The organism is Halorubrum shenae, from assembly GCF_051194165.1.
Taxonomy (GTDB): domain Archaea; phylum Halobacteriota; class Halobacteria; order Halobacteriales; family Haloferacaceae; genus Halorubrum.
In genome coordinates, this window is the sequence record NZ_JBLZNI010000006.1 from 102,967 (window position 1) to 125,917 (window position 22,951).

General features: G+C 68.3%; 27 protein-coding genes and 1 tRNA gene. 14 read left to right on the forward strand and 14 right to left on the reverse strand.

Annotated features, from left to right (window positions below; genetic code table 11):
* The first annotated feature begins 58 nt into the window (after window positions 1-58).
* Window positions 59-1,210 (forward strand): ABC transporter ATP-binding protein, encoded by a 1,152-nt coding sequence (locus tag ACNS88_RS09250; protein ID WP_435096251.1) that lies wholly within the window; start codon window positions 59-61, stop codon window positions 1,208-1,210.
* A 45-nt stretch (window positions 1,211-1,255) separates the two neighbouring features.
* Here ACNS88_RS09250 and ACNS88_RS09255 read toward each other — a convergent pair whose 3' ends face one another.
* The 3 genes from ACNS88_RS09255 to ACNS88_RS09265 all read right to left on the reverse strand — a co-directional run bounded on the left by ACNS88_RS09255 (window position 1,256) and on the right by ACNS88_RS09265 (window position 2,962).
* Window positions 1,256-1,936, reverse strand: a complete 681-nt coding sequence (locus tag ACNS88_RS09255) for a hypothetical protein (protein WP_435096254.1) — start codon at window positions 1,934-1,936, stop codon at window positions 1,256-1,258.
* A 63-nt stretch (window positions 1,937-1,999) separates the two neighbouring features.
* Window positions 2,000-2,419, reverse strand: a complete 420-nt coding sequence (locus tag ACNS88_RS09260) for an SHOCT domain-containing protein (RefSeq protein WP_435096257.1) — start codon at window positions 2,417-2,419, stop codon at window positions 2,000-2,002.
* A 63-nt stretch (window positions 2,420-2,482) separates the two neighbouring features.
* A complete protein-coding gene (locus ACNS88_RS09265) occupies window positions 2,483-2,962 on the reverse strand; it encodes a DUF192 domain-containing protein (RefSeq protein ID WP_435096260.1) in 480 nt (159 codons plus the stop codon).
* Between the two features lie 61 nt (window positions 2,963-3,023).
* On the opposite strand from ACNS88_RS09265, the gene ACNS88_RS09270 reads away from it, so the two are divergent.
* The 4 genes from ACNS88_RS09270 (at window position 3,024) to ACNS88_RS09285 (ending at window position 6,400) form a co-directional block, all read left to right on the forward strand.
* A tRNA-Val gene (locus ACNS88_RS09270) sits at window positions 3,024-3,097 on the forward strand.
* A gap of 830 nt (window positions 3,098-3,927) precedes the next feature.
* Window positions 3,928-4,602: an HVO_2922 family protein gene (locus tag ACNS88_RS09275; protein ID WP_435096263.1), complete on the forward strand. Its 675-nt coding sequence runs from the start codon at window positions 3,928-3,930 to the stop codon at window positions 4,600-4,602.
* Between the two features lie 7 nt (window positions 4,603-4,609).
* Window positions 4,610-5,152, forward strand: coding sequence for a DUF5518 domain-containing protein (locus ACNS88_RS09280; protein ID WP_435096266.1), 543 nt, complete (start codon window positions 4,610-4,612; stop codon window positions 5,150-5,152).
* Between the two features lie 78 nt (window positions 5,153-5,230).
* Complete coding sequence (locus ACNS88_RS09285; protein WP_435096269.1) at window positions 5,231-6,400, forward strand: DNA primase; 1,170 nt, start codon at window positions 5,231-5,233, stop codon at window positions 6,398-6,400.
* A gap of 5 nt (window positions 6,401-6,405) precedes the next feature.
* Here ACNS88_RS09285 and ACNS88_RS09290 read toward each other — a convergent pair whose 3' ends face one another.
* Complete coding sequence (locus tag ACNS88_RS09290) at window positions 6,406-6,627, reverse strand: DUF7472 family protein (RefSeq protein WP_435096272.1); 222 nt, start codon at window positions 6,625-6,627, stop codon at window positions 6,406-6,408.
* A 181-nt stretch (window positions 6,628-6,808) separates the two neighbouring features.
* Between ACNS88_RS09290 and ACNS88_RS09295 the strand changes: the two genes are divergently transcribed.
* Entirely contained in the window at window positions 6,809-7,492 is a 684-nt protein-coding gene (locus ACNS88_RS09295) for an SWIM zinc finger family protein (protein WP_435096275.1), read from the forward strand.
* On the opposite strand, the gene ACNS88_RS09300 is transcribed toward ACNS88_RS09295, so the two are convergent.
* The 4 genes from ACNS88_RS09300 to ACNS88_RS09315 all read right to left on the reverse strand — a co-directional run bounded on the left by ACNS88_RS09300 (window position 7,473) and on the right by ACNS88_RS09315 (window position 9,838).
* Window positions 7,473-7,664 carry a hypothetical protein gene (locus ACNS88_RS09300; protein ID WP_435096278.1) on the reverse strand — a complete coding sequence of 64 codons (192 nt, stop codon included), beginning with the start codon at window positions 7,662-7,664 and terminating at the stop codon, window positions 7,473-7,475. The two genes, ACNS88_RS09295 and ACNS88_RS09300, sit on opposite strands and share 20 nt — an antisense overlap.
* Before the next feature lie 129 nt (window positions 7,665-7,793).
* Entirely contained in the window at window positions 7,794-8,138 is a 345-nt protein-coding gene (gene rpl12p, locus ACNS88_RS09305; protein WP_435096281.1) for a 50S ribosomal protein P1, read from the reverse strand.
* Window positions 8,139-8,156: 18 nt separating this feature from the next.
* Entirely contained in the window at window positions 8,157-9,203 is a 1,047-nt protein-coding gene (locus tag ACNS88_RS09310) for a 50S ribosomal protein L10 (protein WP_435096284.1), read from the reverse strand.
* On the reverse strand, window positions 9,200-9,838 hold the full coding sequence (locus ACNS88_RS09315; protein WP_435096287.1) for a 50S ribosomal protein L1: 639 nt from the start codon (window positions 9,836-9,838) through the stop codon (window positions 9,200-9,202). The genes ACNS88_RS09310 and ACNS88_RS09315 overlap by 4 nt, the downstream gene beginning before the upstream one ends.
* A 290-nt stretch (window positions 9,839-10,128) precedes the next feature.
* Here ACNS88_RS09315 and ACNS88_RS09320 point away from each other — a divergent pair, with 290 nt between their 5' ends.
* Both ACNS88_RS09320 and ACNS88_RS09325 read left to right on the forward strand, forming a co-directional pair.
* Entirely contained in the window at window positions 10,129-11,667 is a 1,539-nt protein-coding gene (locus ACNS88_RS09320) for an acyl-CoA carboxylase subunit beta (RefSeq protein ID WP_435096290.1), read from the forward strand.
* Window positions 11,667-11,984 carry a DUF8022 family protein gene (locus tag ACNS88_RS09325; RefSeq protein WP_435096293.1) on the forward strand — a complete coding sequence of 106 codons (318 nt, stop codon included), beginning with the start codon at window positions 11,667-11,669 and terminating at the stop codon, window positions 11,982-11,984. Before ACNS88_RS09320 ends, ACNS88_RS09325 begins: the two co-directional genes overlap by 1 nt.
* Window positions 11,985-12,159: 175 nt before the next feature.
* Here the strand turns inward: ACNS88_RS09325 and ACNS88_RS09330 are convergent, their stop codons facing one another.
* Window positions 12,160-12,414: a DUF7987 family protein gene (locus tag ACNS88_RS09330; protein WP_435096296.1), complete on the reverse strand. Its 255-nt coding sequence runs from the start codon at window positions 12,412-12,414 to the stop codon at window positions 12,160-12,162.
* Between the two features lie 140 nt (window positions 12,415-12,554).
* Here ACNS88_RS09330 and ACNS88_RS09335 point away from each other — a divergent pair, with 140 nt between their 5' ends.
* Window positions 12,555-14,429, forward strand: coding sequence for an acetyl-CoA carboxylase biotin carboxylase subunit (locus tag ACNS88_RS09335; RefSeq protein WP_435096299.1), 1,875 nt, complete (start codon window positions 12,555-12,557; stop codon window positions 14,427-14,429).
* Window positions 14,430-14,531: 102 nt separating this feature from the next.
* Here the strand turns inward: ACNS88_RS09335 and ACNS88_RS09340 are convergent, their stop codons facing one another.
* Window positions 14,532-14,711, reverse strand: a complete 180-nt coding sequence (locus ACNS88_RS09340) for an amphi-Trp domain-containing protein (protein ID WP_435096302.1) — start codon at window positions 14,709-14,711, stop codon at window positions 14,532-14,534.
* A gap of 150 nt (window positions 14,712-14,861) precedes the next feature.
* Here ACNS88_RS09340 and ACNS88_RS09345 point away from each other — a divergent pair, with 150 nt between their 5' ends.
* The 3 genes from ACNS88_RS09345 to ACNS88_RS09355 all read left to right on the forward strand — a co-directional run bounded on the left by ACNS88_RS09345 (window position 14,862) and on the right by ACNS88_RS09355 (window position 16,465).
* A complete protein-coding gene (locus ACNS88_RS09345; protein WP_435096305.1) occupies window positions 14,862-15,209 on the forward strand; it encodes a hypothetical protein in 348 nt (115 codons plus the stop codon).
* Window positions 15,210-15,334: 125 nt separating this feature from the next.
* On the forward strand, window positions 15,335-15,817 hold the full coding sequence (locus ACNS88_RS09350; RefSeq protein WP_435096308.1) for a TRAM domain-containing protein: 483 nt from the start codon (window positions 15,335-15,337) through the stop codon (window positions 15,815-15,817).
* Window positions 15,818-15,961: 144 nt separating this feature from the next.
* Window positions 15,962-16,465, forward strand: a complete 504-nt coding sequence (locus ACNS88_RS09355) for a Tfx family DNA-binding protein (RefSeq protein WP_435096311.1) — start codon at window positions 15,962-15,964, stop codon at window positions 16,463-16,465.
* Window positions 16,466-16,494: 29 nt separating this feature from the next.
* Here ACNS88_RS09355 and ACNS88_RS09360 read toward each other — a convergent pair whose 3' ends face one another.
* On the reverse strand, window positions 16,495-17,520 hold the full coding sequence (locus ACNS88_RS09360) for a succinylglutamate desuccinylase/aspartoacylase family protein (RefSeq protein WP_435096314.1): 1,026 nt from the start codon (window positions 17,518-17,520) through the stop codon (window positions 16,495-16,497).
* Between the two features lie 128 nt (window positions 17,521-17,648).
* On the opposite strand from ACNS88_RS09360, the gene ACNS88_RS09365 reads away from it, so the two are divergent.
* Together ACNS88_RS09365 and ACNS88_RS09370 are read left to right on the forward strand one after the other, a co-directional pair.
* Window positions 17,649-18,476: an MBL fold metallo-hydrolase gene (locus tag ACNS88_RS09365; protein WP_435096559.1), complete on the forward strand. Its 828-nt coding sequence runs from the start codon at window positions 17,649-17,651 to the stop codon at window positions 18,474-18,476.
* Between the two features lie 37 nt (window positions 18,477-18,513).
* A complete protein-coding gene (locus tag ACNS88_RS09370; protein ID WP_435096317.1) occupies window positions 18,514-19,542 on the forward strand; it encodes a molybdopterin-dependent oxidoreductase in 1,029 nt (342 codons plus the stop codon).
* Between the two features lie 66 nt (window positions 19,543-19,608).
* On the opposite strand, the gene ACNS88_RS09375 is transcribed toward ACNS88_RS09370, so the two are convergent.
* The 3 genes from ACNS88_RS09375 to ACNS88_RS09385 form a co-directional block, all read right to left on the reverse strand.
* A complete protein-coding gene (locus tag ACNS88_RS09375; RefSeq protein WP_435096320.1) occupies window positions 19,609-20,001 on the reverse strand; it encodes a PIN domain-containing protein in 393 nt (130 codons plus the stop codon).
* The gene (locus ACNS88_RS09380; protein ID WP_435096323.1) at window positions 19,998-20,210 is read right to left on the reverse strand and encodes a DUF7557 family protein; all 213 of its coding nucleotides are present in this window, start codon (window positions 20,208-20,210) and stop codon (window positions 19,998-20,000) included. Before ACNS88_RS09380 ends, ACNS88_RS09375 begins: the two co-directional genes overlap by 4 nt.
* Window positions 20,211-20,307: 97 nt before the next feature.
* Window positions 20,308-22,839, reverse strand: coding sequence for a DEAD/DEAH box helicase (locus tag ACNS88_RS09385; RefSeq protein ID WP_435096326.1), 2,532 nt, complete (start codon window positions 22,837-22,839; stop codon window positions 20,308-20,310).
* Window positions 22,840-22,951: the final 112 nt, after the last annotated feature.

Genomic DNA, 22,951 nt, shown 5'->3' on the forward strand with positions numbered 1-22,951 from the left:
GGATGCGACGCGGCGCGGCGCGCGAACGACCACACAACACCGACCACAACACACAGATATGGCAACGCTTGAACTTGACTCGATAACGAAGACGTTCCAGGACGGCGACGAGGAGATCGTCGCGGTCGACGACGTGTCGATGTCGATCGACAACGGCGAGTTTCTCGTCGTCGTCGGTCCGTCCGGCTGCGGGAAGTCCACGACGCTCCGGATGATCGCCGGCTTGGAGACGATCACCGCCGGCACGCTCAGCATCGACGATCGCGTCGTTAACGACGTGAAATCGCAGGACCGGGACATCGCGATGGTGTTCCAGTCGTACGCGCTGTACCCGCACATGAGCGTCCGGCAGAACATGTCGTTCGGATTAGAGGAGTCGACAGACTTCTCCGACGACGAAATCAACGGGATGGTGTCCGAGACCGGCGAAATGCTCGGTATTTCGCCGTTGCTCGATCGAAAGCCGAGCGACCTCTCCGGTGGCCAACAGCAGCGCGTCGCGCTCGGCCGCGCCATCGTCCGCGACCCCGAGGTGTTCTTAATGGACGAGCCGCTCAGCAACCTCGACGCGAAGCTCCGCGCGGAGATGCGGACGGAGCTCCAGCGGCTCCAGAACGACCTCGGCGTGACGACGGTGTACGTCACCCACGATCAGACCGAGGCGATGACGATGGGCGATCGGATCGCCATCCTCGACGGTGGCGAACTACAGCAGATCGCCGAGCCGCTGAAGTGCTACCACGAGCCGGCCAACCAGTTCGTCGCGAGCTTCCTCGGCGAGCCCTCGATGAACTTCTTCGACGTGACGCTCGACGGCGACCGGCTGGTCGGCGACGTCTTCGAGTATCCCATCGACGACGACGTGCGCGTGGACCTCGGAGAGACGACCGACCTCGTGTTGGGGATCCGTCCCGAGGCGATCAAGCTCGTCAAGCGGAAGAGCGACGCACACGAGTTCGAGATGACCGTCGACGTCGTCGAACCGATGGGCGACGAGAACACGGTGTACCTCCACTTCGATCCCGATGCCGACCCCGAGACCGCCGCGACGCTCGTCGCGACGATCGACGGGTTCACGCGGGTCAGCGAGGGCGACTCGGTGGTTGCACAGATCCCGGAGGACGCGATCCACCTCTTCGACCGCGTCACGGGCGAGGCGCTTCACAACCGGTCGATGGAGGACGCCGCGGATCAGATCGACCTGACCTGATCGGGTCGCCCACCGGTTCGTGCGTTTTCCTTTTCTGAATCGCCGTCACCAGTAGGCGGTTCGATCGACCCCCTCGGCGAGGAGCGCCGCGGCGACGACGTGGGCGTAGGCGCACCACCCGAGCGCGAGGAGCGCGGCGACGCTCTGTGCGGTCGTCGCCGCGAGCGCGCTCCACGCGACGACGACGAGGACTGTCGCGCCCACCCAGGCGAGGAAGTACGTACTCGACGCCGTACCGCGGAGCGCGTCCCGGCGGAGGCCCGCACGGAGCCCGTCTCGAACGCCCACGACGGCCGCCGCCGGAAAGAGGTACCCGCAGACGACCGTGACGAGCAGCGCGACCGTCGCGAGCATCGCGAGGGTCACGCCGCCCAACGCGTCCGGAACCGTCCCGCTCGCGACGACGTAGCCGGCCGCAGCGACGGTGATGGCCGCGGGGAGGAGATAGACGGCGGCGACGCCGAGCAGCCGACCGGCGAGCCGTCCCGTAAGAGTCGTCGCCAGCGGGGGAAACCCGTCGCCCGCGAGGACGCCGCCGAGGAGGCCGAGCCACGCGAGGAGCGGGGCAACGGCGACGACGAGCGGCACCACTAACGACCAATCGGGCCAAAGGCGGGCCGAAAACCGGATCAGCGCTCCGCAGAGCAGGAGTGACGCCAAGCTCTTCGCGGTTCCGTCGAACCGCGTCCGATCGGCGAGCGGGTACCGGAGCGCGTCCACGAACACGTCAGATCCTCTCGCTAGTGCCGCCCAAAGCGGTGGCGGTCGCGCTCGGGATCGGGGCCGGGGTCACTCTCGGACCCGCTCGACTTCGCGTCGGAGGCCGTCGCGAACGCGGTCGGCGATGTCCTCGGGGTCGTTGCGGTCCACGGTCTCGGCGTCTTCGGTCTCCAAGAGCCGGTCGAGCTTCCGTTCGAACTCGCGCTCGTCGATCTCGCCGCGGGCGTAGCGCTCGCGGATCGCGCGGAGCGCGGGGTCGTCGGGGGCGTCGGCGTCACCGCCGTCGCCGTCCGCGTCGGGCACTGGCTTTGTCAGCGTGTGGAGGACAGGCAGCGCGACGAACAGGCCGAAGAACCAGACGAGCGGCAGCGACCACCAGAGCCCGGTGACGAGCGGCGCGGCGGCGCCGGCGCCGACGACGAGGAGGACGAAGATCCGCCGCCAGCGGTGGCGAACGTTCCACGCGATCCGGCGGGGGAGGTCGGTCATAGCTTGAGTGACGCCCGCGAGGGGCAAATCGGTTTCGTCGCGGAGGAGCGGGGCCGTCGCGAATTAGTCGAGTTCGAAGACGAGCCGGTCGCCCGGCTCAACGCCGTTGCGCTCGCTCCACCCGCGCGGCACTTCGAGGACGAACTGCCCCGTGCCCCGGTAGCGGGTGTACGGGCGCGAGTCCGGCGCTGCCTCGTGAATCTCGGTGACGGTCCCGTTCGGAGCGACGAAGACGATGTCGAGTCCGAACGCCATGTCCCGCATCACGTAGGCGTGTTCGCCCGTCTCGTCGTGGACGAACAGCATTCCCTCGTCGGCGGCGAGCTCGTCGGTCGCGGAGAGCCCGACGTACTGTTTCGCGAGGCTGTCGGCGACACGCGCCTCGACGGTCGCGAGCGACTCGCCCGTCTCGCCGTCGACGGCCTCGACGGTCGCGGTGTCGTAGCCAGCGATCAGCAGGCTCGGGGTCGTCGCGATTGCGACTGTGAGTAGGAGGGTGAGGGCGGCGAGGGCGCCGGCGATCGCGAGGAGACGGCGGTTCACGGTCGCTTCTCGCGCCGCAGAAAGAAACCGTTTTCCGCTCCCGGCGGGTTTACAACCCTGAGGGCTCGTGGTCTAGCTGGTTATGACGCGGCCTTTACAAGGCTGAGGTCGGCGGTTCGAACCCGCCCGAGCCCACTAATCGGCGCCGCGAACAACTCGTGAGCGGCGTCGTTGTGACTGTTTGAGGGCGCGGTTCGAACCCTATCAGTCGCGCGCAGCGAACGCAGTGAGCGAGCACGTCTGATTCCGGTTCGAACCCGCCCGAGCCCATACCTGTGGCGAGCAATCCGCGAGCCGCAGGTATGGCGGGGCGGGTTCGAAGCAGGGAACGGAGCGAGCGAAGCGAGCGGAGTGAGTGAGGTTCGAACCCGCCCGAGCCCCTACGCGATGGGGATCGATCGAGACGCAGGTGCGACTGGCGGTGTTCGATCGGTCGCAGATAGACGTGATCAGGTACTCTGTGGAGACCACTGTCGACCCCCTGTCGCTCGCTTATAAATGGCTGACACCGGATCGGCGGTGAATGCCGCCAAATCCCCAGCTGCTCGCTTATAAACGGTTAGTGCTGAGTCGACGACGAACACCTCCAAAGCCCCAGCCGGCGAGGCGGGCGCACGCTCGCTGCGCTCCTCGCTCAGTCGCTACCGCTCCTTCGCTGCGGTGCTTACGTCGTCATCAGAACGCGAAGCGTTCTGATTGGCTCACGAGAGCTCCGCTCTCGTGAACGCCTGCGCCCGCCTCGCCGGCTGCCCCTTTGAGTCCCACCCCGCACAGCACCGCAGCCTCATACCTCCCCAGCCTCGCGGCTCGCGCTTGCCAGCGCTCGCCGCGTCCCTCGCACCGTCGGTGAGCGGCCCGTGGGCCGCTCACCGGGGCGCGCCACCGGCACGTCGATTTATAAGTGAATCCTGAGTGACCGAGATCGGCCATAGCGTTTTGTGCGCTCGCCGTGACGTGACTCTCGTATGCCCGAAGAAACGGTTCACGAGTCACGAGAGTCACGGAGTCGACAAGCCCTCGCCACCTACTTCCGACGCATCGCGCAGGCCCTCGGTCGCGGGGAGCCGGTCCCCGTCGACGACGCCGGTACGGTGACGGTTGGCCCGGCGGCTGAACAGGAGGTCGAAGTCGAACTCGAACGCCGGGACGGGACGGTCCACTTCGAGGTCGAGATGGAGTGGCCGGAAGCGGAGGGCGAGATCGACGAGGAGGCCGCCGCGAGCAAGGGGGCCTTCGAGCTGTACGCAGACAACGCCGACGAGTGGCGCTGGCGGCTCGTCCACGATAACGGAAACATCATCGCCGACGGCGGCGGCGGGTACTCCGACAAGCGCGACGCCAACTTCGGGATCGAGAGCGTCCAGCGGAACGCGCCCGGTGCCCACGTGATCGACGTCTCCCGCGACGAGGAGGCGCCCGACGAAGGAGGGAGCAACGCGACCTTCGAGGTCTTCAGAGACAAAGCGGACGACCACCGCTGGCGGCTCGTCCACGACAACGGCAACGTCATCGCCGACAGCGGACAGGGGTACGCCTCCAAGCAGAAGGCGAAACAGGGGCTCAACAGCGTGAAGTCGAACGCGCCCGGCGCCGCCACCGAAGAGCTTGGTGCCGACGAGACGGTCGACGGCGAGGAGTAATCAGCAGATGGTCCCCGACGACACGTCCTCCACTGACGGCACCGTCTCCGCCGACGACACCGTCCGCACCGATAACACCGTCTCGACTGGCGACACTGCCTCCACCGGCGAAACTGCCTCCACCGGCGACACCGCCGCTCCCGACGCATCTCCAGACGCGAGAGTCGATCCCTCGAACGGCTTCCTCGCACCCGGAGACGACACGGCCGCAGATCTGGGCGACGTACTCGTCTACGGGCTCGTCGGCGGGATCGCCGGCTCGGTGCTGTCGTTCGTCCCCTTCGCGACCGTCCTCGGCGGCGGGATCGCCGGCTATCTCTGCGGCGGCCGGTCGAGCGACGCGCTCAAGACGGGGACGGTCGCCGGCGTCGTGATGACGCTGCCGTTCGCGGCCGTCGTGTTCTTCCTGCTGTTCGTCCTCGGGTTCGCCGGAGCGCCCGCGGAGTTCGGGGTCATCGCGCTGTTCGTGGTCGGCCTCGCCGCGGCCTACACCCTGGGGTCCGGGATCGTCGGCGGGATTCTCGGGCACTACCTCCGCGGGCAGTTATAAGGCCGCGCCGGAGACACCGGTTCGCGCCGCCGCGGACCGCACCGCTTATTCGCCGCCCGTTGCTACCTCGGCCCGGACATGGACGCGCTCGACGCCAAGTACCCGTTCTTCGCGACCGCCCGTGAGGCGGTCGCCGACGCCGCGGTGTCGCTACCGGAGCTCGTCGCGGCCGACGCGCCGGCAGTCGAGCGCGCCCGCGAACGCGTGGAGCGCGCCCTGATGGAGGGAACTGTCACGTCCGAGAGCGGGGTTTTTCCCGCCGAGTCGGCCTACGACGCGCAGGCCGAACTGCTCTCGTACCCGATCGCGCGGATCCTCGTCTCGCTTTTGGACTCCGAACCCGCGATCGAGAAGTACGCCGCCGCCGAGGCCGCGACCGCGATCGATCGGATCCGCGAGGACCTCGCGACCGACGACGAGCTGCGGTCGATGTCGACGCCAACCGTCGCGCTGGGCGACGTACTCGCCGAGTTCGGCCTCGCAGACGCGGTCCGAGCGGAATCCACCCGACAGAGCCCGAGAGGCGGCGGTGCGACCGCGACGGGTGCCACCTCCGGCTCCGACCGCGACCCGGACCATTACTGGATCGCCGTGGGGCCGTACCTCCGGCTCACGTCGCCCTCGTGGGGCGAGTCGTGGCGACTCGTCAACCGCGCGCTCGCCGACGGCGAGGTGCGCGTCTCCCGCGAGGAGCTACTCGACGCGCTCGAAGCCGCCGTCGAGGACCGAGTCCACGAGGGGCTCCCGTTCGAGCTGGCGGCCGGCGAGGGGATCGCCGCCGAGCTCGAGTCCGGCGTCGCGGACCTCAAGCGACTGCTCTCCGAGCGAACCTACGCCGGCCCGGTCGACGTGATCGCGCCAGACCTGTTCCCGCCGTGCATGCAGAACTTGATCGACAAGGCTGAGCGCGGTACGGATCTCACCCCGCCGGAGTCGTTCGCGCTGATGGCGTTCCTCGTCGGGATCGGCATGAGTCCGGACGAGGTGGTCGCGTTCTGCGCCGACACGAGCCTCGACGCCGAGGGAATCCGGTACCAGACCGAGTATCTGAGCGACGACCGGGGGAGCCAGTACCCGCCGCCGACCTGCGAGACGCTGGCGAACTACGGGATCTGTCACAACGAAGACGACCACATGCAGGTCGCGGCCGACCCGCTCGCGTACTACGAGACGCGCGTGGCCGACGCCGACGAGATCACCGATTGGAGAGAGCAGAACGCGACCGCGGCAGAAGCCCGAAGCGAGTAGTCGTTCTACGCGTCGTCGTCGTCGCCCGCGCGGATGAGGTATGCGCCGACGAGCGCCATCAACAGCACGAACGCGGTGAGCAACGCGACGAGGGCGATCGCACCGGTCTCCGGCAACCCCTCGGGACCGCCGAACGCGACCCCGATCCCGATCAGTCCGGCGACGAAGACCGCGGCCGCCGCCATAGAGACCGCGATCTGCCGACGAAGCTCCGCGTCGATTTCCATGCCCGCGAGTTTCCGTCGCCGCTAAAAAAGGACTTCGATGGGGGCGGCGAGACCGGTGCGGTCCGACCACCGCTCTCGATCCGAGAACGAGATATCGACCTCTCAACCCGCTTCGGCGGCGAATTTATCCGTTTCCGTCCTCTATCTCGACGTGAAGCGAGGGTCCCCCTCGCGGTCACTTATGACGCACATCCGAAACACACCCGCGTCAGCAGCCCCCGAACCGAGCCCGGCGCGAGAGTCATCCGCGACGGTGTCGTTAGCGGCGTCGACATCGTCGGGCGAGTCCGGCGGGCCCGGCGAGCCCGACGACCGATCCGCGCGCGCCGCCACAGAGGAGATGACGATTCGCCCGCTCCGCGACCGCCGATACGTCGTCGAGACCGACGGCGGCACCTACGTGGTCGCGCTCGACGCCGGCACCTGCACCTGTCCGGACCACGCGATCCGCGGCTCGCGCTGTAAGCACCTCCGCCGCGTCGCGATGGAGGTGACCGCGGGGGCCGTCCCCGCCCCCGACGAGCGCGTCGGCGTCTGCGCGGTTTGTGGCGCGGAGACGTTCGTTCCGTTCGATGCCGGCGGGACACACCTCTGTGACCGACACGCCCTCGAACCGGGAGCGATCGTCCGCGACCGCGAGACGGGAAAGCGGCTCGTCGTCGTCGCGGTCACGACCGAGCGAGCCGACGCCTACCGGACCGACGAGGGGCGCTCCGTCGCCGACTATCCCACGAACGCCGACTACGGCGCCCACGAGCCCGTCGTCGAAGCAGTCTACGCGGAGTCGGTCCGCCCGGGGCGGAGCGTCGCGGACTGCGACCGGTACGGCTTCCCGGCCTCCCGGCTCACCCGGCCAAGTGACTGATGTCACGGCGGAGCGTGTATCCCTTCGGCACTCCGACGGCACCCAAGCAGTCCTCACACAGCACCCGCTCGTAGTCGCGGTTCGTCTCCTTCTCGAGCAGCGAGACGTCCTCAATCGGGAACACGGAGTCGCATCGATCGCACTCGATCTTATCGCCGTCGACGATATTCATTACGTCTCCGTTTCCGAGATCGATATATAAACTCGCGGACGGCGTTATCACTTCGGATAGCGGAGTTCGATAAAAATCGGGTGTTGAGAGAGCGGTCGACGCGGTCGAAGTCTCGGCGGTCGTCCGGCGTTAGCCGAAGAGCTCGCCGAGGCCCTCGCCGCCGTCGCCCTCGTCCTCGTCGTCGTCGTCGTCCGCCGCTTCCTCGGCGGCGTCCTCCTCGTCGTCGGCCTCGTCGTCGGCCTCGTCGGCCTCAGCGGCGTCCGCGGAGCCGCCCGCGGCGGCGCCGGCGGCGGGAGCCGCGGCGGCCGTCTCGATGGCCTCCTCGATGTCGACGTCCTCCAGCGCGGCGACGAGCGCCTTGACGCGGGATTCCTCGACGTCGACGCCGGCGGCTTCGAGCACGCCGGTGACGTTGTCTTCGTTGATCTCTTCGCCAGTCTCGTTCAGGATGAGCGCAGCGTAAACGTATTCCATTGTTGTGTCCTCGTGGTGTTATCCGAACATCGCGCCGAGACCCTCGCCGCCGTCGTCGCCGTCGTCATCGTCGGCGTCGTCGTCGGCCGTCTCAGCGTCGTCCGTCTCGTCTTCTTCCTTCGCCTGTTCCTCCTCCTCCTCGTCGGCGTCGTCCGTCTCGGGAGCCGGGGCGGCTTCGACGCCCTGCAGCTCCTCGGGAAGCGCCTCCTCGTCGTCGATCTGGGCCGCGAGCGAGCGGAGCTGGGCGTCGGCCTTCCCGATGAGGTCGGGCACGACATCCGGGCTCTCAATCTCCGCGAACAGCCCGACGGACTTCGCCTCGCCGGACGCCTTCGCGAGAAGGGTGCCGGCGGTGGCGGCCGTCGGATACGCGGCGTTGACGGAGAGGTTCCGCGCGGCGGCGGCCGCCGAGCGGATGTCCGCCTCGTACTCGTCGACATCGATTTCGAGTTCGTCCGGCTCGAACAGGACGCCGTCGGAGTAGACGCCCTTGAGGTCGAGTCCGACTTCCTTCGGCTCGATGCCGAGTTCGGTCAGGACGTTCGCGAGGTCGTCGTCGACGACATCGCCCTCTTCGAGGACCTTCGAGTCCTCGGTGACTTTGATCGAGCCGTCCTGGATGCGCGCGGCGGCGCCGACGGTCTGGAGCTCGCCGACGAACGGTCCCGGGTCGACGCCCGTGTCACCCTCGGGGATGACGACGTCGTTGGGGGCGACCTCGCCCGCGTTGATCGGGGCGGGGGTCTTCGAGGCTTCCAGCTGCTTGAAGAGGCCGAACGGGTTGTCGTTCGTGCCGATGAGCGCGACCTGACCGGAGACGTACCCGGTCAGCTCTTCGACGCCGTCGTTTACCGCTTCGAGCGCGCGGACGGTGAGCGTGTTGCGGCTCATTCGGACGTCCGCGGAGCCGTGCAGCTCGCGGCGCATGGCCTGGAGCTGGCGGCTCGGAATGCCGGAGACGCCGACGATCCCGATGGAGTTGAACGAATCGATGAAGTCGACGAGCTCGTCGACCTCCTCCTGTTTCCACTGCGGGATCGTCTCGGTCTTGCGGACCGAGCTCATACGGGCACCTCCCTGGCGGGACCCATCGTGGTCTTCACGTAGATCCCGTCGATGTTGAGCGGCCCCTTCTCAAGGCTCGCTTCGAGTCGTCGGATGATGACGTCGATGTTGTCCGAAATCGCGTCGGGGCCCATGTCTTCGGCACCGACACGGGTGTGGAATGTGCGCCGGTCGCGCGACCGAAGCTGCACGGTGTTTTGCATCCGGTTGACTGTGTCGACGATGTCGTCGTCCGGCTGTAGTGGGGTAGGCATCTTCCCGCGCGGACCGAGGACGGTACCGAGGTACCGACCGATGTCCTGCATCAGGTTGGCCTCTGCGACGAAGAAGTCGGTCTCGTCGGCCAGGTCCTTTGCGCGGTCGTCGTCGTCTCCGAGGTCCTCGAGGTCGTCGCTGTCAAGCACTTGATCAGCAACTTCCTGAGCGCGGACGGCGGTTTCGCCCTCCGCGAAGACGACGATCTGTGTCTCCTGCCCCGTTCCAGCCGGCAGCACGACGGACTCGTCGATGCGGTTCGACGGATCGTTGAGGTCGAGGTCTCGCAGGTTGATCGCGATGTCCACGGTCTCGCGGAAGTTCCGCTCGGGCGCATCGTCGAGTGCGAGGGTTACGGCCTCTTGTATTGTGTCTGCCATTTTCACCTCCGTAGTACGCAGGTCGCTCCTACGGGTCAGTGAAACAGGCGAAGCCTGTCTCACCGGAAAGTGGTCCATCGGAGATTTAAAAGCGTCGAACCGCCGGTCAGCGTGTGAACCGCCGACAGGGCGCGTGCGGCCAGTCGAGAGCGGAGGCCACCGATCGGGAGCGGTGGCGATACGAGCGCACGGATCGACACGCGTCGAAGGCGAAAACGTCGCATAGGGGAACCCTTTTGATGCCGCTCATCGACCCATGAGGTAATGACTCAGGGTGGTCCGGCGTGACGATGGACGACCGTATCGAAGATCTCCGGGAGCGCCGCGAGCGGGCAGCGCTCGGCGGCGGCGAGGACCGGATCGAGTCCCAACACGAGCGGGGGAAGATGACCGCGCGCGAGCGCATCGACTACTTCCTCGACGACGGGACGTTCCACGAGTTCGACCGATTCCGCACCCACCGGAACCACAAGTTCGGCATGGAAGAGATCCCCGGCGACGGCGTCGTCACCGGCTACGGCGAGGTGAACGGGCGGAAGACGTTCGTCTTCGCGCACGACTTCACCGTCTTCGGCGGATCGCTCGGCGAGGTGTTCGCCGAGAAGATCTGCAAGGTGATGGACAAGGCGATGGACGTGGGCGCGCCCGTCGTCGGACTCAACGACTCCGCGGGTGCTCGCATTCAGGAGGGCGTCGCATCGCTCGGCGGCTTCGCGGAGATCTTCCGGCGCAACACGGAGGCGTCCGGCGTGATCCCGCAGATCTCGTCGATCATGGGCCCCTGTGCCGGCGGCGCGGTGTACTCCCCGGCGATCACGGACTTCACGTTCATGGTCAAGGACACCTCGCACATGTTCATCACCGGCCCAGACGTCATCGAGACCGTCACGGGCGAGGAGGTGAGCTTCAAGGAGCTGGGCGGCGCGGTCACCCACACCTCGACCTCCGGCGTCGCGCACTTCGCTGAAGAGAGCGAGGAGGCGGCACTCGACGGCATCGCCCGCCTCCTGTCGTATCTCCCCGCCAACAACGTCGAGGATCCCCCGCGCGTCGAGCCGTGGGACGACCCCGAGCGCGCCGACGACGAGTTGGGCGATATCGTCCCCGACGCCCCCCGGAAGCCGTACGACATGAAGGACGTGATCGGCAGCGTCGTCGACGAGGGCTCCTTCTTCGAGGTGCAGGAGAACTTCGCGAAGAATATCGTCGTCGGATTCGGCCGACTCGACGGCCACTCGATCGGAATCGTCGCCAACAACCCCCGTGTCAACGCCGGCACGCTCGACATCGAGTCGAGCCAGAAGGGCGCCCGATTCGTCCGGTTCTGTGACGCCTTCAACATCCCCATTCTCACCTTCGAGGACGTGCCCGGATTCATGCCCGGCACCGATCAGGAACACAACGGGATCATCCGCCACGGTGCGAAGCTGCTGTACGCCTTCTCAGAGGCGACGGTCCCGCTGCTCACCGTCATCACCCGAAAGGCGTACGGCGGGGCCTACTGCGTGATGTCGTCGAAGCACATCGGCGGCGACGTGAACTACGCGTGGCCGACCGCCGAGATCGCGGTGATGGGGCCGAAAGGCGCCGTCAACGTCCTCTACCGCGAGGAGCTGGCCGAGGCGGACGACCCCGACGCGCGCCGACAGGAGCTCATCGACGAGTACCGCGAGGAGTTCGCGAACCCGTACAGCGCCGCCGACCGCGGGTTCATCGACGACGTGATCGAGCCCGCGGAGACGCGTGCGCGCTTGATCGACGACCTGACCATGCTGAAGGGGAAGCGCTCGGACGTGCCCGAGAAGAAGCACGGTAACATCCCGATCTGATGGCGACAGACGCATCCGAATCTGACGACGTCGAGGGCCGCGAAGCGCCCGTAACCGCCCTCGACGGGCTGTCGATCGCGGACGACGCCGACGACGCGGAGGCCGCCGCCATCGCCGCCGCGGTCGCGGCCCACGTTCGGGACGGCGAGCGCGCCGCGGCGGCTGCCGCGGCCGCCGCTGACGACGAACCGAACTGGGAGGGCGACCGCTGGGCGTTCGCGGGTCGAGTCGATCGGCTGCAGAATCGATCGGTCCGCGCCCCCGTCGACGCGCCGACGGACCCGTGGACCGCGGCCGGCCGCGCCGACCGCTTCTGAGTCGAGTCACGCGCATTCCCCCGGCGGTGGACCCGATACGTCCCGGTGGACCCGGTGCCCGACCGCCACGCGAACCCTTCGCAGGGCGCGTCGGAGAATGCGTCTGATCGAGTATATAACTATGGACAGTGTCTACAGCCGACTCGTTTATCGACAGTGTCTACAGCCGACTCGTTCACGCTTCGCGCGACTCGTCGACGCTACCGTCATCGTCGCCTGTCCCCGCTCCCTCGCGTGACTCCCCGCGCCAGTCGTCGGTCGAGCCGCCGCCGAGAAGCCGATTGAGACCGACTGGCACGACGCCCGCGAGAACCGCGAGGACGCCGATCCGGACGAGCAGCGAGGCGTCGGTCAGCAGGGTCGCGGCGAGGTACGCGCCCGCCGCGACCAACACCGACGGCAACACGTAGGGGTTCCCTGGCGAGAGCATATCCGGATGTGGCGGCCGGCAGGCTCTTAACAATCTCGGGAGGTCGCGGAGATCGCGGACAGAGTACGACGACTGTCGTCACCGACCGTCGTCGCGGACCGATAGAATGAGGTGGGTTATGGTGGAATGATGGTGTAAGAATGTTCGACAAGGTTCTCGTCGCGAACCGTGGAGAGATTGCGGTTCGGGTGATGCGCGCTTGTGCGGAGTTGGGTGTCGACACCGTCGCCGTCTACAGCGACGCCGACAAACACGGCGGTCACGTCCGGCACGCGGACGAGGCGTACAACGTGGGACCGGCCCGCGCGGCCGACTCGTACCTCGACGGGGAGGCCGTCGTCGAGGCCGCGCGGGCGGCCGACGCCGACGCGATCCACCCCGGCTACGGCTTCCTCGCCGAGAACGCCGACTTCGCGGCCCGCGTCGAGGCCGCCGACGGGATCACCTGGGTCGGCCCCGCCAGCGACGCGATGGAGCGACTCGGGGAGAAGACCCACGCGCGCCGCGTGATGGACGACGCCAACGTACCCATCGTCCCCGGGACGACGGAGCCCGTCACCGACGTGGAAGCGGTGACCGAGTTCGGCGACGAACACGGCTACCCCGTCGCGATCAAAGCCGAGGGCGGCGGCGGCGGCCGCGGGATGAAAGTCGTCGAGAGCGCCGACGAGGCCGAGGAGGCCCTCGAATCCGCGAAACGCGAGGGCGAGGCGTACTTCTCGAACGACTCCGTCTACCTCGAACGCTATCTACAGAACCCCCGCCACATCGAGGTCCAGATCGTCGCAGACGACGCCGAGGGTGACGGCTCCCTCGACGAGAGCGACGTGGTCCACCTCGGCGAGCGCGACTGTTCGCTCCAGCGCCGCTACCAGAAGGTGATCGAGGAGGGGCCCTCCCCCGCGCTGTCCGACGAACTGCGCGAGGAGATCGGCGAGGCCGCCCGTCGCGGCGTCGCCGCCGCCGACTACACCAACGCCGGCACCGTCGAATTCCTCGTCGAGGAGGACGTGGACCGCGACTCGTCGGACCTGCTCGGGCCGGACACCCCCTTCTATTTCCTCGAAGTCAACACGCGTATTCAGGTCGAACACACCGTCACGGAGGAGCTGACGGGGATCGACATCGTGAAAGAACAGCTCCGGGTCGCCGCCGGAGAGGGGCTCTCCGTCTCGCAGGACGACGTGTCGCTGGACGGCCACGCGATCGAGTTCCGGATCAACGCCGAGAACGCCGCGAACGACTTCCAGCCCGCCAACGAGGGGCGCTTGGAGACGTACGACCCGCCGGGCGGGATCGGCGTCCGCGTCGACGACGCGCTCCGACAGGGCGACGAGCTGGTCACCGACTACGACTCGATGATCGCGAAGCTGATCGTGTGGGGCGCTGACCGCGAGGAATGTCTCGCTCGGTCCAAGCGCGCGCTCGCGGAGTACGAACTCGACGGCGTCGTCACCATCGTCCCGTTCCACCGGCTCATGCTCGACGACGAGCGGTTCGTCGCAGGCACCCACACCACGAAGTACCTCGACGAGGAACTCGACGAGGCGCTCGTCGCAGAGGCACAGGAGAAGTGGGGCACCGAGTCGTCGTCGACGGGCGACGACGGCGACGAGGAGGTGTCCGAACGCGAGTTCACCGTCGAGGTGAACGGCAAGCGCTTTGAGGTCGAACTCGAAGAGCGCGGCGCGCCCGCGATTCCGGTACCGGAGGGCGGCACCGGCGGTAGCAGCGGTCAGCAGCGACCCCCGCAGGCGAAGTCCGACGACGGGGGCGACGACGACGTCGACATCGCCGAGGGCGGCGAGGCGATCGAGGCGGAGATGCAGGGGACGATCCTCTCGGTCGACGTCGACGAGGGCGACGAGGTGTCCGCCGGCGACGTGGTCTGCGTCCTCGAAGCGATGAAGATGGAAAACGACGTGGTCGCCGAGCGCGGCGGCGCCGTCGCGAGCGTCCACGTCGGCGAGGGCGACAGCGTCGACATGGGCGACGTGCTGATCGTTCTGGAGTAGCGCGGCGTCGAGCGCGAGCGGACCCGTTTATAAACGATCGCCGCAGCGGTTCGAGATCGGTTAAATAGCACGGTGAAAATAACGGGCGGCACAGCGACTGCGCTACTTCGTCCACCGGATCTCGTACTCGAGTTCGTACCGCTGTTCGCCGGTTTCCGAGTCGGTGAGCCGTTCGAGTTCGACTTCGAATCGGGGTCGTTCCGGAACCGCGACCTGCTGTTCGTCGGCGATCTCCGTTCTCGAGAGCGCTTCCTCGGTCTTGAACAGTTGTTCTTCTGGCATGCGTTCATGATACGGCCCCAGCTATCATATAACCAACTAGTGTACGGAGCGACGGGGACGACAGCGGGCGTAGCGCGTGAGACCCGCGTCGAGGCGCGCAGACCCGTCCTGACCGACGGTGTTTAACCGAACGCCCGAAAAAGGGGCGACATGGAACCGGTCGACGACTGGCGCGCGGCGATCGCGGAGGCCGGGGAGCTCACCGGCCCGATCGCGGCGGCCGTCGTCGACGAGCACGGCGACCGTGGGAAGCGCGCCATCGAGGCGGTCGGCGAGGAGCGCGTGAAACGCTACCGCGATTTCACCGTCGTCGTCGGCCACGACGACGAGTACGTCGTCGAAGAGGGCGAGTGCACCTGCGCGGACGCGACGTACAACCTCGACGCCGAGGACCCCTCCGAGCGGTGCTGGCACGCGATTGCGGTCGACGTGGCGGACGCAGTCGACGCAGTCGACCACCACGACATGTGGTACTCGGAGGTCCGAGAGTTTCTGTGACCCGGCGTTGGAACGAGTCCGGCTGACCGATTCAGCCACCGCTTAGCCGGATGAGCCGCCGATACGTCGGACTTTCGCCCGGCCAGTCGAAAACGTTTACAACGGCGGCCGGTCTCCCCTACGGTATGGCGGACTGTCCACTCGCCGACGACTGCCCCAGTTTCGACGAACGAATCGAGGGGATGGGGTGTCAACACTACGGCAACAAGGGCGGCGCGGAGTGGTGTAACCACTACGACATGCCCATTTACGAGCTGAAACAGCAGCCGGTCCAGCCCGGCGAGGAAGTCGTCGTCGAGGTCGACGACATCCACGAGAGCGGCGCGGGCGTGGGGCGCACCGACGACGGCTTCATCGTGCTCGTCGACGGCCTGCTCCCCCCGGCACGCGCGGAGGTCCGGATCCACCGCGTGAAGTCGAGTCACGCGACCGCACGAGACGTCGTCGAGCGTCTCCCCGACGATCCGGACGGCGAGGAGGGGGAAGACGGCGACGGCGACGAAGCGGAGTTGGGCGACGACGCCGACGAAGACGAGGAGGGCGACCGGCGCCGCGACCGCCCCGACCGCGAACGGCTCGGCAGCCGCGAGAACTTCTGGGGCAAGTAGGTCGCGTCCCGGGGGCGGCCCCACCCCACGGACAGTCCGGACGCTACCGATCCGCTACCGACTCGAGGTCTCGTTTCACTCACCGATTCCGTCCACGCTCGCCGAAACCGCCGTTTTTTGACCGCGCGTCCCCAGAGGACACGTATGGTGGCAGACGACGGGGTCCCCGATTCCGGCCCGGACCCCGATCCCGACGACGTCGACGCCGCGGCGCTGTTGGAGCGAGCGGGGTTCGCCGCGGACGAGAGCGTTCTCACCCGCCGGCAGGCCGAGGTGCTGGCGCTCCGCGAGCGGGGGCTCCGCCAATCTGACATCGCTGACCGGCTGGGTACGTCGCGCGCGAACGTCTCCAGCGTCGAGGCCAGCGCCCGCGACAACGTGGCGAGCGCCCGCGAGACGGTCGCGTTCGCGGAGGCGCTCGCCGCACCGGTCCGCGTCGAGATCGAGGCGGGGACCGACCTCTACGACGCGCCGAAACGCGTGTACGACGCCTGCGACGAGGCGGGGGTGAAGGTGAACCAGACCGCGCCCGACCTGATGAAGACGATCGGCGAGCGCGCGGGCGACGCAGTCCGCGGCCGCGAGGTGCGCAAGCGGCTGTTCGTCACCGTCGACGCCGCGGGGACGATCCGGGTACGGCAGCCCTAGACGGCAGCGACCTGCTCGGCCGCGTCGGATCACTCCCCCAGCCGTTCAGCCACGCCCACGAGCGTCGCGCCCGCAGTGACGGTCGCCTCGCGGGCGATCGAGTAGACGATCCCGTCGCGGTCGGCCGTCGGGGTCTGAAGCGGCTCGAACGTCGCGGGGTCGTGGACGACGCCGAGTCTGTCGCCGGCCTCGACGTCGTCGCCGACCGAGAGACCACGGTCGGGAGTAAACAGCCCCGACTCCGCGGCCTCAACGCGCCCGAGGTGGTTCCGCGCGACCGTGCCGTTCCACGAAGCCGGCTCACCGGGCAAGAGCCCCTCGTGTCGGAGTACGCCGAGCATCCCCTTGACGCCGGTGTCGACCGCCTCGGCGACGATCTCACGGCTGTGCGCGAGTTCGGGCGTGACCGTCGGGATCCCCTCGCGGGTAGCGGCGACGCGGAGCTTGCCCGCGAAGCCGCGCACCGCCCACTCCGCGTCCGCCTCTTCGTCCGCGGCCTCGGCGAGCAGGAGGTCGGTGCCGAACGCCTCCGCGAGCGCCCGGCAGGCCGGGTCATCGCGCATGTACACGGCGTGCGTGAGCATCGCGGGCGACCCGGTGTGGAGGTCGACGACCGCGTCCGCCGCGCTCGCGAACGACCAGAGGCTGGCCGCCATCCGCTCGTGGAGCGTCCCGTCGGCGTCGCCGGGCCAACAGCGGTTCATGTTCGAGTGGACCGCGTCGATCGGCTCCGGAGTGGTGTACGAGACCCGGTCAAAGGTGAGCGGGTCGGCGACGGGAACCGTCACGAGAGTCCCCGCGAACTCCGCGTTCGTCGCGTCTTCGCCCGTCTCCGTCAGCCGCTCGTGAAGCCGGCGGAGGACCGCCGTCCCGTTCACCTCTCGGCCGTGTTGGGCCGCTTGCGCGTAGACGACGGGACCGCCGTCTGCCGGCACGTCGAGTTCGGGGCCGTCCGCGCCGTCGACGAGACGGCCCTCCCCGTAGACGTGAACGGTCGTGCGGACCGGGACCGCCGAGGGGAGCCGCGCGAGGACGAGGTCGCGAGCGTCGTGCATACCGGAGCGTCGTCCCTGATGGGCTTATAAATCGGGGCGGGAGGCGACACGAACGTCACCCTCGCGACCGCCGACCCCGCGGGTCGATCACGGACGCTAAGTCGGTGGGGAGCCGACTCCGATCCGAGATGCGGGTCACCCTTCTCGGCACCGGCGACACGACCGGGACGCCGACGGTCGGCTGCGACTGTGACACCTGCGCCGCGGCGCGCGAGCGAGGGGTGTCGCGCTCGCGGTTCTCGGTCCATGTCGCCAACGAGCGCACCGGCGAATCGCTGCTCGTCGACTTCAGTCCCGACTTCCGGAGCCAGTTCCTCGACCACGACGTCTCGCCGCCCGACGCCGGGCTCGTGACGCACATCCACTTCGATCACCTCGACGGGCTCGGCAACGTCTACCGGATCGTCGACGGGCTCCCGGTCCACGCGCCGAACGAGACCGATCCCGCCACCGACGAGAGCGTCGCGGAGACGATCCGGCGCAAGTACGACTACCTGGAAGACCGGATCGGCGTCCACGCCCGCGATCCGTTCGATCCCTTCGAGACGTGCGGGTTCGAGGTCCGGTTCGTCCCCGTCGACCACCCGCCGCTCCTGTGTTACGGGGTCGTGATCGAGGATCCGGAGACGGGCGGGACGCTCGCGCTTACGGGCGACACGAGCTACGACATCCCGGAGCGGTCGCGCGAGGCCCTCTCCGACGCCGACCTCCTGCTCGCCGACGCCATCGTCCCCGCCTCGCTCTGTGAACACCACCCGATCGGCGGGCGCCACGAGGGCCCGGACGGCGTCCCGCGCACGTTCGGCTCGAAACACATGACTCGGGAGGGGGCGCTCGCGCTCGCCGACGAACTGGACGCCGACCGCACCCGGCTCGTCCATCTCGCGCACTACTACCCGCCCGACGAGGCGTTCGAAGAGCCGCTCGCGGTGGACGGCGAGGTGTACGAACTGTGACGGCGCTTTTGTCTCGGTAGCACGTATCACGGACGAGATGGACGTGCGATCCCGGCTCGGCGAAGCGCTCGATCGGCTAGAGCCGCCGCCGCGCGCGGTCGACTGGTCGCTGTTCGCGTTCGTCGTCGCCGAGGCGGCGACCGGCCTCGCCTCGTTCACGGTGGGTGTCCCCGAGGGGTGGCCGCTGTTCTGGCTCCACCGCGCGCTCGGCGTCGGGATCGTCGCGCTGCTCGCGTGGAAGCTCGCCCGGGTCCGTCACCGCCTCACCGATCCCGGCCTCTGGCGGCGGTCGACCGCGCTGTCCGTCCTGACGCTCGTCGCCGCGCTCGGCGCGCTCGCGACCGGGATCGCGTGGGTGTTCGGGCTCGACGTGCGGGTCTCCTACTGGACGCTCCTCTCCGTCCACGTCGGGTTCGGCCTCGCCTTGGTCCCGCTCGTGGCGGCGCACGCGACGACCCGGTTCCGGCTCCCGCGGCGGGTCGACTTCGAGCGCCGCCGGACCGCGCTCCGGTACACGGCCCTGCTGACCGCGGGCGCGGCGACGTACCGACTCCAGCAGGGGATCAACGACGCGCTCGACACCGCCGGCTCGGACCGACGGTTCACCGGGTCGCAGCCGCGCGAGGGCGCCGGAAACGGCGCGTTCCCGATCACCTCGTGGGTCGCCGACGACCCCGATCCGATCGACCGCGACGACTACCGGCTTCGGGTCGGCGGGCTCGTGAGCGATCCCGTCGAACTGACCGCCGACGAACTCGCCGCGGGCCACGAGACGGAGGCGCTGCTCGACTGCACCAGCGGCTGGCACACGGTGCAGGAGTGGGGCGGGATCCGCGTCGGCGACCTGCTCGACGCGGCGGGAAAGCTCGACGACGATGCCGCCTACGTCCGATTCACGTCGGTCACGGGCTACCGCTGGAGCCTCCCGATCGACGAGGCCGAGGACGCCCTGCTCGCGAGCCGCGTCGGCGGCGAGCGGCTGAGCCACGGCCACGGCGCGCCGGCTCGGCTTGTCGCGCCCGACCGCCGCGGGTTCCAGTGGGTGAAGTGGATGACGCGCGTGTAGGTCCGGGCGGAGTACGACCTCGGCCAGTGGGTCGTGACGCTGGTGAGCGGGTTCGAATGAGTCCCCCTAGACGAGATCGAGATCGAGAACGTCACGCAGCCCGTCGACATCGAAATCGGCGTCAGACACGGCGAGTCGCTCGTTTAGGGCGACAGCGCTCCCCGCGATAAATGCGTCACGAGCCGCGAGCGGGTCACCTCGGTCGCGGAGCGCATCCTGAAGCACCGCCGCCTCGCGCGCGACCGTCGCCGACGTGTCGACCACCTGTATCCAATCGAGAGCGTCGTCGACCGCGTCGAGATTCGTTGATCCCGACCGGAACACCTCGCCTTGGTACACCTCGAACAGCACGAGCGGCGGTGCGTTCGCCGGCTCGTCGGCACGTTCGTGCACGTACTCGACGACCGCGTCTCGTCCGGCGAGGTAATCGATGAGAACGCTGCTGTCGTACACCGTCACCGCGAGTCGACCCCGCGTTTCATCTCTCGGCGTTTTTCTCGTGCACGCTCAGGCGCGTCGCTCCCTGCCCACAGGCCGGCCCCGGCCCGGATATCCTCGCGACGCTCGCGGATCAGTCGAGTCAGCAGGTCATCGAAAGTCTCGTCATCGCCCTTCAGCGACGCGAGTGCGGCGTGCGTGTCCTCGTCGACGCGGATGCTCTTGCTCATGTGATCTCGTATACTACCCAGTATACAATACCGTTTCGCCGATCAGACCCACGGAGGACGCTTTTCGCGGCGAGCGGTTCCGGTCGTCCCGTCGGAGCTACTCGTAGTCGCTCCCGACGACCTCGCGGATGCGCTCCGCGGTCACCGGGCCGACCCCATCGACCGCCAGCAGGTCGTCCTCGGGCGCGGTCATCACGGCCTCGACGGTGCCGAAGTGTTCGAGGAGGGTGCGCGCGGTGACCGGGCCGATGTCGGCGATGGAGGAGACGACGTACTCCTGCTGTTCCGCGCGGGTCTTCGTCGTTTTCTCGCCGTGGACGCTCACCTCGCGGTCGCGCGTCTCCTGTTCGCGCTTGGCGATCGTCGCGAGCAGCTCCGTGGTGTCTCCCTCGTCTTCGGTACGCAGGACGCTCACGTCGAAGTCGACCGCGAGCGACGCGAGCGCGCCACGGATCGCGTTGGGATCGATGTCGCGCTGGCCGTAGAGGTTCGTCCCCTCGACGATCATCACGGGGCGGGCGTACGCCCGCGAGAGCTCGCCGACCTGCTCGAACATCGAGCGGTCGGCGTCGAGCATCGAGTCGACGAAGTCGGCCGCCGACTTGCGCTCGACGGCGACCCGGTCGGAGAGCACGTAGTCGCCGACCGCGAGCGTCTCCAGCCGGGTGACGAGCCCGTCGCGCGTCGAGAGGTCCTTCGCGATCGAGGAGTCGAGTTCACGCTGGTCGACGACGACCTCGACGCCGTCGTCGACGCCGGCGGTGGCGACGACGCCGTCGTCGTTGTTATCGACGTCGCTCGCTTCTGCCTCGCCGGCCCGCTCGCTCTCGTCGTCGCTCTCCCCGTCGCCCTTTCCGTCGGCATCCCCGTCTCGCGTCTCCGCCGCGAAGTCGGTGAGGCCGGCGTCGGTGTCGGTGGGGGCGTCGCCGTCGGTGGCGGTGTTGCCGTCGGTGGTGGCGTCGGCGTCGCTGCTATCGGTATCATCACTGTCAGCCGCGCTATCGCCGGCTTCCGGCGTGGTGTCGTGTGCGGCGGATCCCCCGGCGAACGCGTCGAGCCCCGCCTGCCCGTCGTCGCCGACGGTCTCCTCGATGTCGTCGGTTGCCTCCTTCAGCTCGTCGAGCTGGCTGGCCATCTTCTTCTCGCGCCGCCGGGAGATCCAGAAGAACGCCTCGTCGCGGGTGTCTTCGGCCATCAGGACGACGACCTTCCCCTCGGCCTGTCGGCCGGTCCGGCCCTTGCGCTGGATCGAGCGGATCGCGGTGGGGACGGGCTCGTAGAAGCAGACGAGATCGACCTCGGGGACGTCGAGCCCCTCCTCGGCGACGCTCGTGGAGACGAGCACCTCGAACTCGCCGGCTTTGAACTCGTCGAGCGCCTCCTGTTGCTGCTTCTGGCTCATCCCGTCGGAGCCCTCCTTGTCGCCCTGCCCGACGAACTTCCGCACGTCGAAGCTCGCCGAGAGGAACTCCACGAGCGCCTCGGCGGTGTCGCGGGACTCGGTGAAGAGGATCGCGCGCTCGCCCTCGTTGATCCCGAGGGTTTCGGCCAAGAGGATCCGGGCCTTCGAGAACTTCGGGTGGAGCCCGTCGAACGACTCCGCTTTCCGCATCGCCTCGCGTACCTTCGGGTCCGCGACCATGCGCTGACTCGCCTTCGAGGCGCCCGACGATCTGGCCGCCTCGCGCTGACGCTCGAAGTAGCGCCGGACGGACTCGACCGACTGCGTCTCGACGAGCTCCGTCGCGCGCCGGAGCTTCATCACCTCGGCGTGGGTGGACATCCCCTTGTACCCGTCCGACTGGTCGTTGTCCATCATCTGCTTGAGCTGCCCGCGCATCTTGTTGAGGTCCTTCTGTGAGAGGTCGGGGCTCGTCTTGTTCGTCACGCCCAGCGACTTGAGCTTCTCCAGCCGGTCGGTGATCACCTCGTTGAGCGCGTCGCGGATGTCGAGGACCTCGTCCGGGAGCGTGACCTGCTCCCACTGCACCTCGGTGTCGTGGGTGTACTCGTCAACGTCGGCGTCCGCCTCGGTCATCACCTCGACGTTCGAGAGCCCGAGGTTCTCACAGACCGTCTCGATCTCCTCGGTGTCGCCGCCGGGCGACGCCGACATGCCGGTTACGAGCGGGTCGGCCGCGTCGGCGTGGTAGCGCTCCGCGATGTAGACGTACGCGTAGTCGCCGGTCGCGCGGTGACACTCGTCGAAGGTGCAGTGCGTCACGTCGCGCAGCGAGATCCGGTTGCCGACCAGGTCGTTCTCGACGACCTGCGGAGTCGCGATCACGATCCGGGCGCCGTCCCAGAGCGCGGCGCGGTCGTCGGGCTTCACGTCGCCGGTGAACACGACGATCTCGTCGTCCGGAATCTCCAGCGCCTCGCGGTAGAAGTCGGCGTGCTGCTGGACGAGGGGTTTGGTGGGGGCTAAAAAGAGCGCCTTCCCGCCGGCCTCGTGGAGGCGCTCCGCGGTGACGAGCAGGCTGACCGTCGTCTTGCCGAGGCCGGTCGGGAGACAGACGAGGGTGTGTTCGTCGGCGGCGGCGTCCGCCAACTGGAGCTGGTAGCGACGCCGCTGGAGGAAGTCGTCGACGAGCAGGGGTCTGTCGATACCGGCGGCCTCGGTCGCCATCGGCGGTGCTTCGCCGCCGTCGGCCTAAAGCCTTCGCGAAGCGGGGTGAAAGTTATCGCTCGGCGGAGCGCTCCTCGCGGAGCTTCTCGGGGACGTCTTCGTCGACCAGCTC

What these genes read in the sequence shown, in the direction of transcription:
- ACNS88_RS09260 (WP_435096257.1), bottom strand. Translation starts at nt 2,419, where the DNA reads ATGACCGACCTCCCCCGCCGGATCGCGTGGAACGTTCGCCACCGCTGG.
- ACNS88_RS09330 (WP_435096296.1), bottom strand. Translation starts at nt 12,414, where the DNA reads ATGCTCTCGCCAGGGAACCCCTACGTGTTGCCGTCGGTGTTGGTCGCG.
- ACNS88_RS09310 (WP_435096284.1), bottom strand. Translation starts at nt 9,203, where the DNA reads ATGAGCTCGGTCCGCAAGACCGAGACGATCCCGCAGTGGAAACAGGAG.
- ACNS88_RS09250 (WP_435096251.1), top strand. Translation starts at nt 59, where the DNA reads ATGGCAACGCTTGAACTTGACTCGATAACGAAGACGTTCCAGGACGGC.
- ACNS88_RS09325 (WP_435096293.1), top strand. Translation starts at nt 11,667, where the DNA reads ATGGCGACAGACGCATCCGAATCTGACGACGTCGAGGGCCGCGAAGCG.
- ACNS88_RS09320 (WP_435096290.1), top strand. Translation starts at nt 10,129, where the DNA reads ATGGACGACCGTATCGAAGATCTCCGGGAGCGCCGCGAGCGGGCAGCG.
- ACNS88_RS09280 (WP_435096266.1), top strand. Translation starts at nt 4,610, where the DNA reads ATGGTCCCCGACGACACGTCCTCCACTGACGGCACCGTCTCCGCCGAC.
- ACNS88_RS09300 (WP_435096278.1), bottom strand. Translation starts at nt 7,664, where the DNA reads ATGAATATCGTCGACGGCGATAAGATCGAGTGCGATCGATGCGACTCC.
- ACNS88_RS09315 (WP_435096287.1), bottom strand. Translation starts at nt 9,838, where the DNA reads ATGGCAGACACAATACAAGAGGCCGTAACCCTCGCACTCGACGATGCG.
- ACNS88_RS09365 (WP_435096559.1), top strand. Translation starts at nt 17,649, where the DNA reads ATGCGGGTCACCCTTCTCGGCACCGGCGACACGACCGGGACGCCGACG.
- ACNS88_RS09385 (WP_435096326.1), bottom strand. Translation starts at nt 22,839, where the DNA reads ATGGCGACCGAGGCCGCCGGTATCGACAGACCCCTGCTCGTCGACGAC.
- ACNS88_RS09290 (WP_435096272.1), bottom strand. Translation starts at nt 6,627, where the DNA reads ATGGAAATCGACGCGGAGCTTCGTCGGCAGATCGCGGTCTCTATGGCG.
- ACNS88_RS09335 (WP_435096299.1), top strand. Translation starts at nt 12,555, where the DNA reads ATGTTCGACAAGGTTCTCGTCGCGAACCGTGGAGAGATTGCGGTTCGG.
- ACNS88_RS09285 (WP_435096269.1), top strand. Translation starts at nt 5,231, where the DNA reads ATGGACGCGCTCGACGCCAAGTACCCGTTCTTCGCGACCGCCCGTGAG.
- ACNS88_RS09340 (WP_435096302.1), bottom strand. Translation starts at nt 14,711, where the DNA reads ATGCCAGAAGAACAACTGTTCAAGACCGAGGAAGCGCTCTCGAGAACG.
- rpl12p (WP_435096281.1), bottom strand. Translation starts at nt 8,138, where the DNA reads ATGGAATACGTTTACGCTGCGCTCATCCTGAACGAGACTGGCGAAGAG.
- ACNS88_RS09360 (WP_435096314.1), bottom strand. Translation starts at nt 17,520, where the DNA reads ATGCACGACGCTCGCGACCTCGTCCTCGCGCGGCTCCCCTCGGCGGTC.
- ACNS88_RS09380 (WP_435096323.1), bottom strand. Translation starts at nt 20,210, where the DNA reads ATGAGCAAGAGCATCCGCGTCGACGAGGACACGCACGCCGCACTCGCG.
- ACNS88_RS09345 (WP_435096305.1), top strand. Translation starts at nt 14,862, where the DNA reads ATGGAACCGGTCGACGACTGGCGCGCGGCGATCGCGGAGGCCGGGGAG.
- ACNS88_RS09355 (WP_435096311.1), top strand. Translation starts at nt 15,962, where the DNA reads ATGGTGGCAGACGACGGGGTCCCCGATTCCGGCCCGGACCCCGATCCC.
- ACNS88_RS09370 (WP_435096317.1), top strand. Translation starts at nt 18,514, where the DNA reads ATGGACGTGCGATCCCGGCTCGGCGAAGCGCTCGATCGGCTAGAGCCG.
- ACNS88_RS09295 (WP_435096275.1), top strand. Translation starts at nt 6,809, where the DNA reads ATGACGCACATCCGAAACACACCCGCGTCAGCAGCCCCCGAACCGAGC.
- ACNS88_RS09350 (WP_435096308.1), top strand. Translation starts at nt 15,335, where the DNA reads ATGGCGGACTGTCCACTCGCCGACGACTGCCCCAGTTTCGACGAACGA.
- ACNS88_RS09275 (WP_435096263.1), top strand. Translation starts at nt 3,928, where the DNA reads ATGCCCGAAGAAACGGTTCACGAGTCACGAGAGTCACGGAGTCGACAA.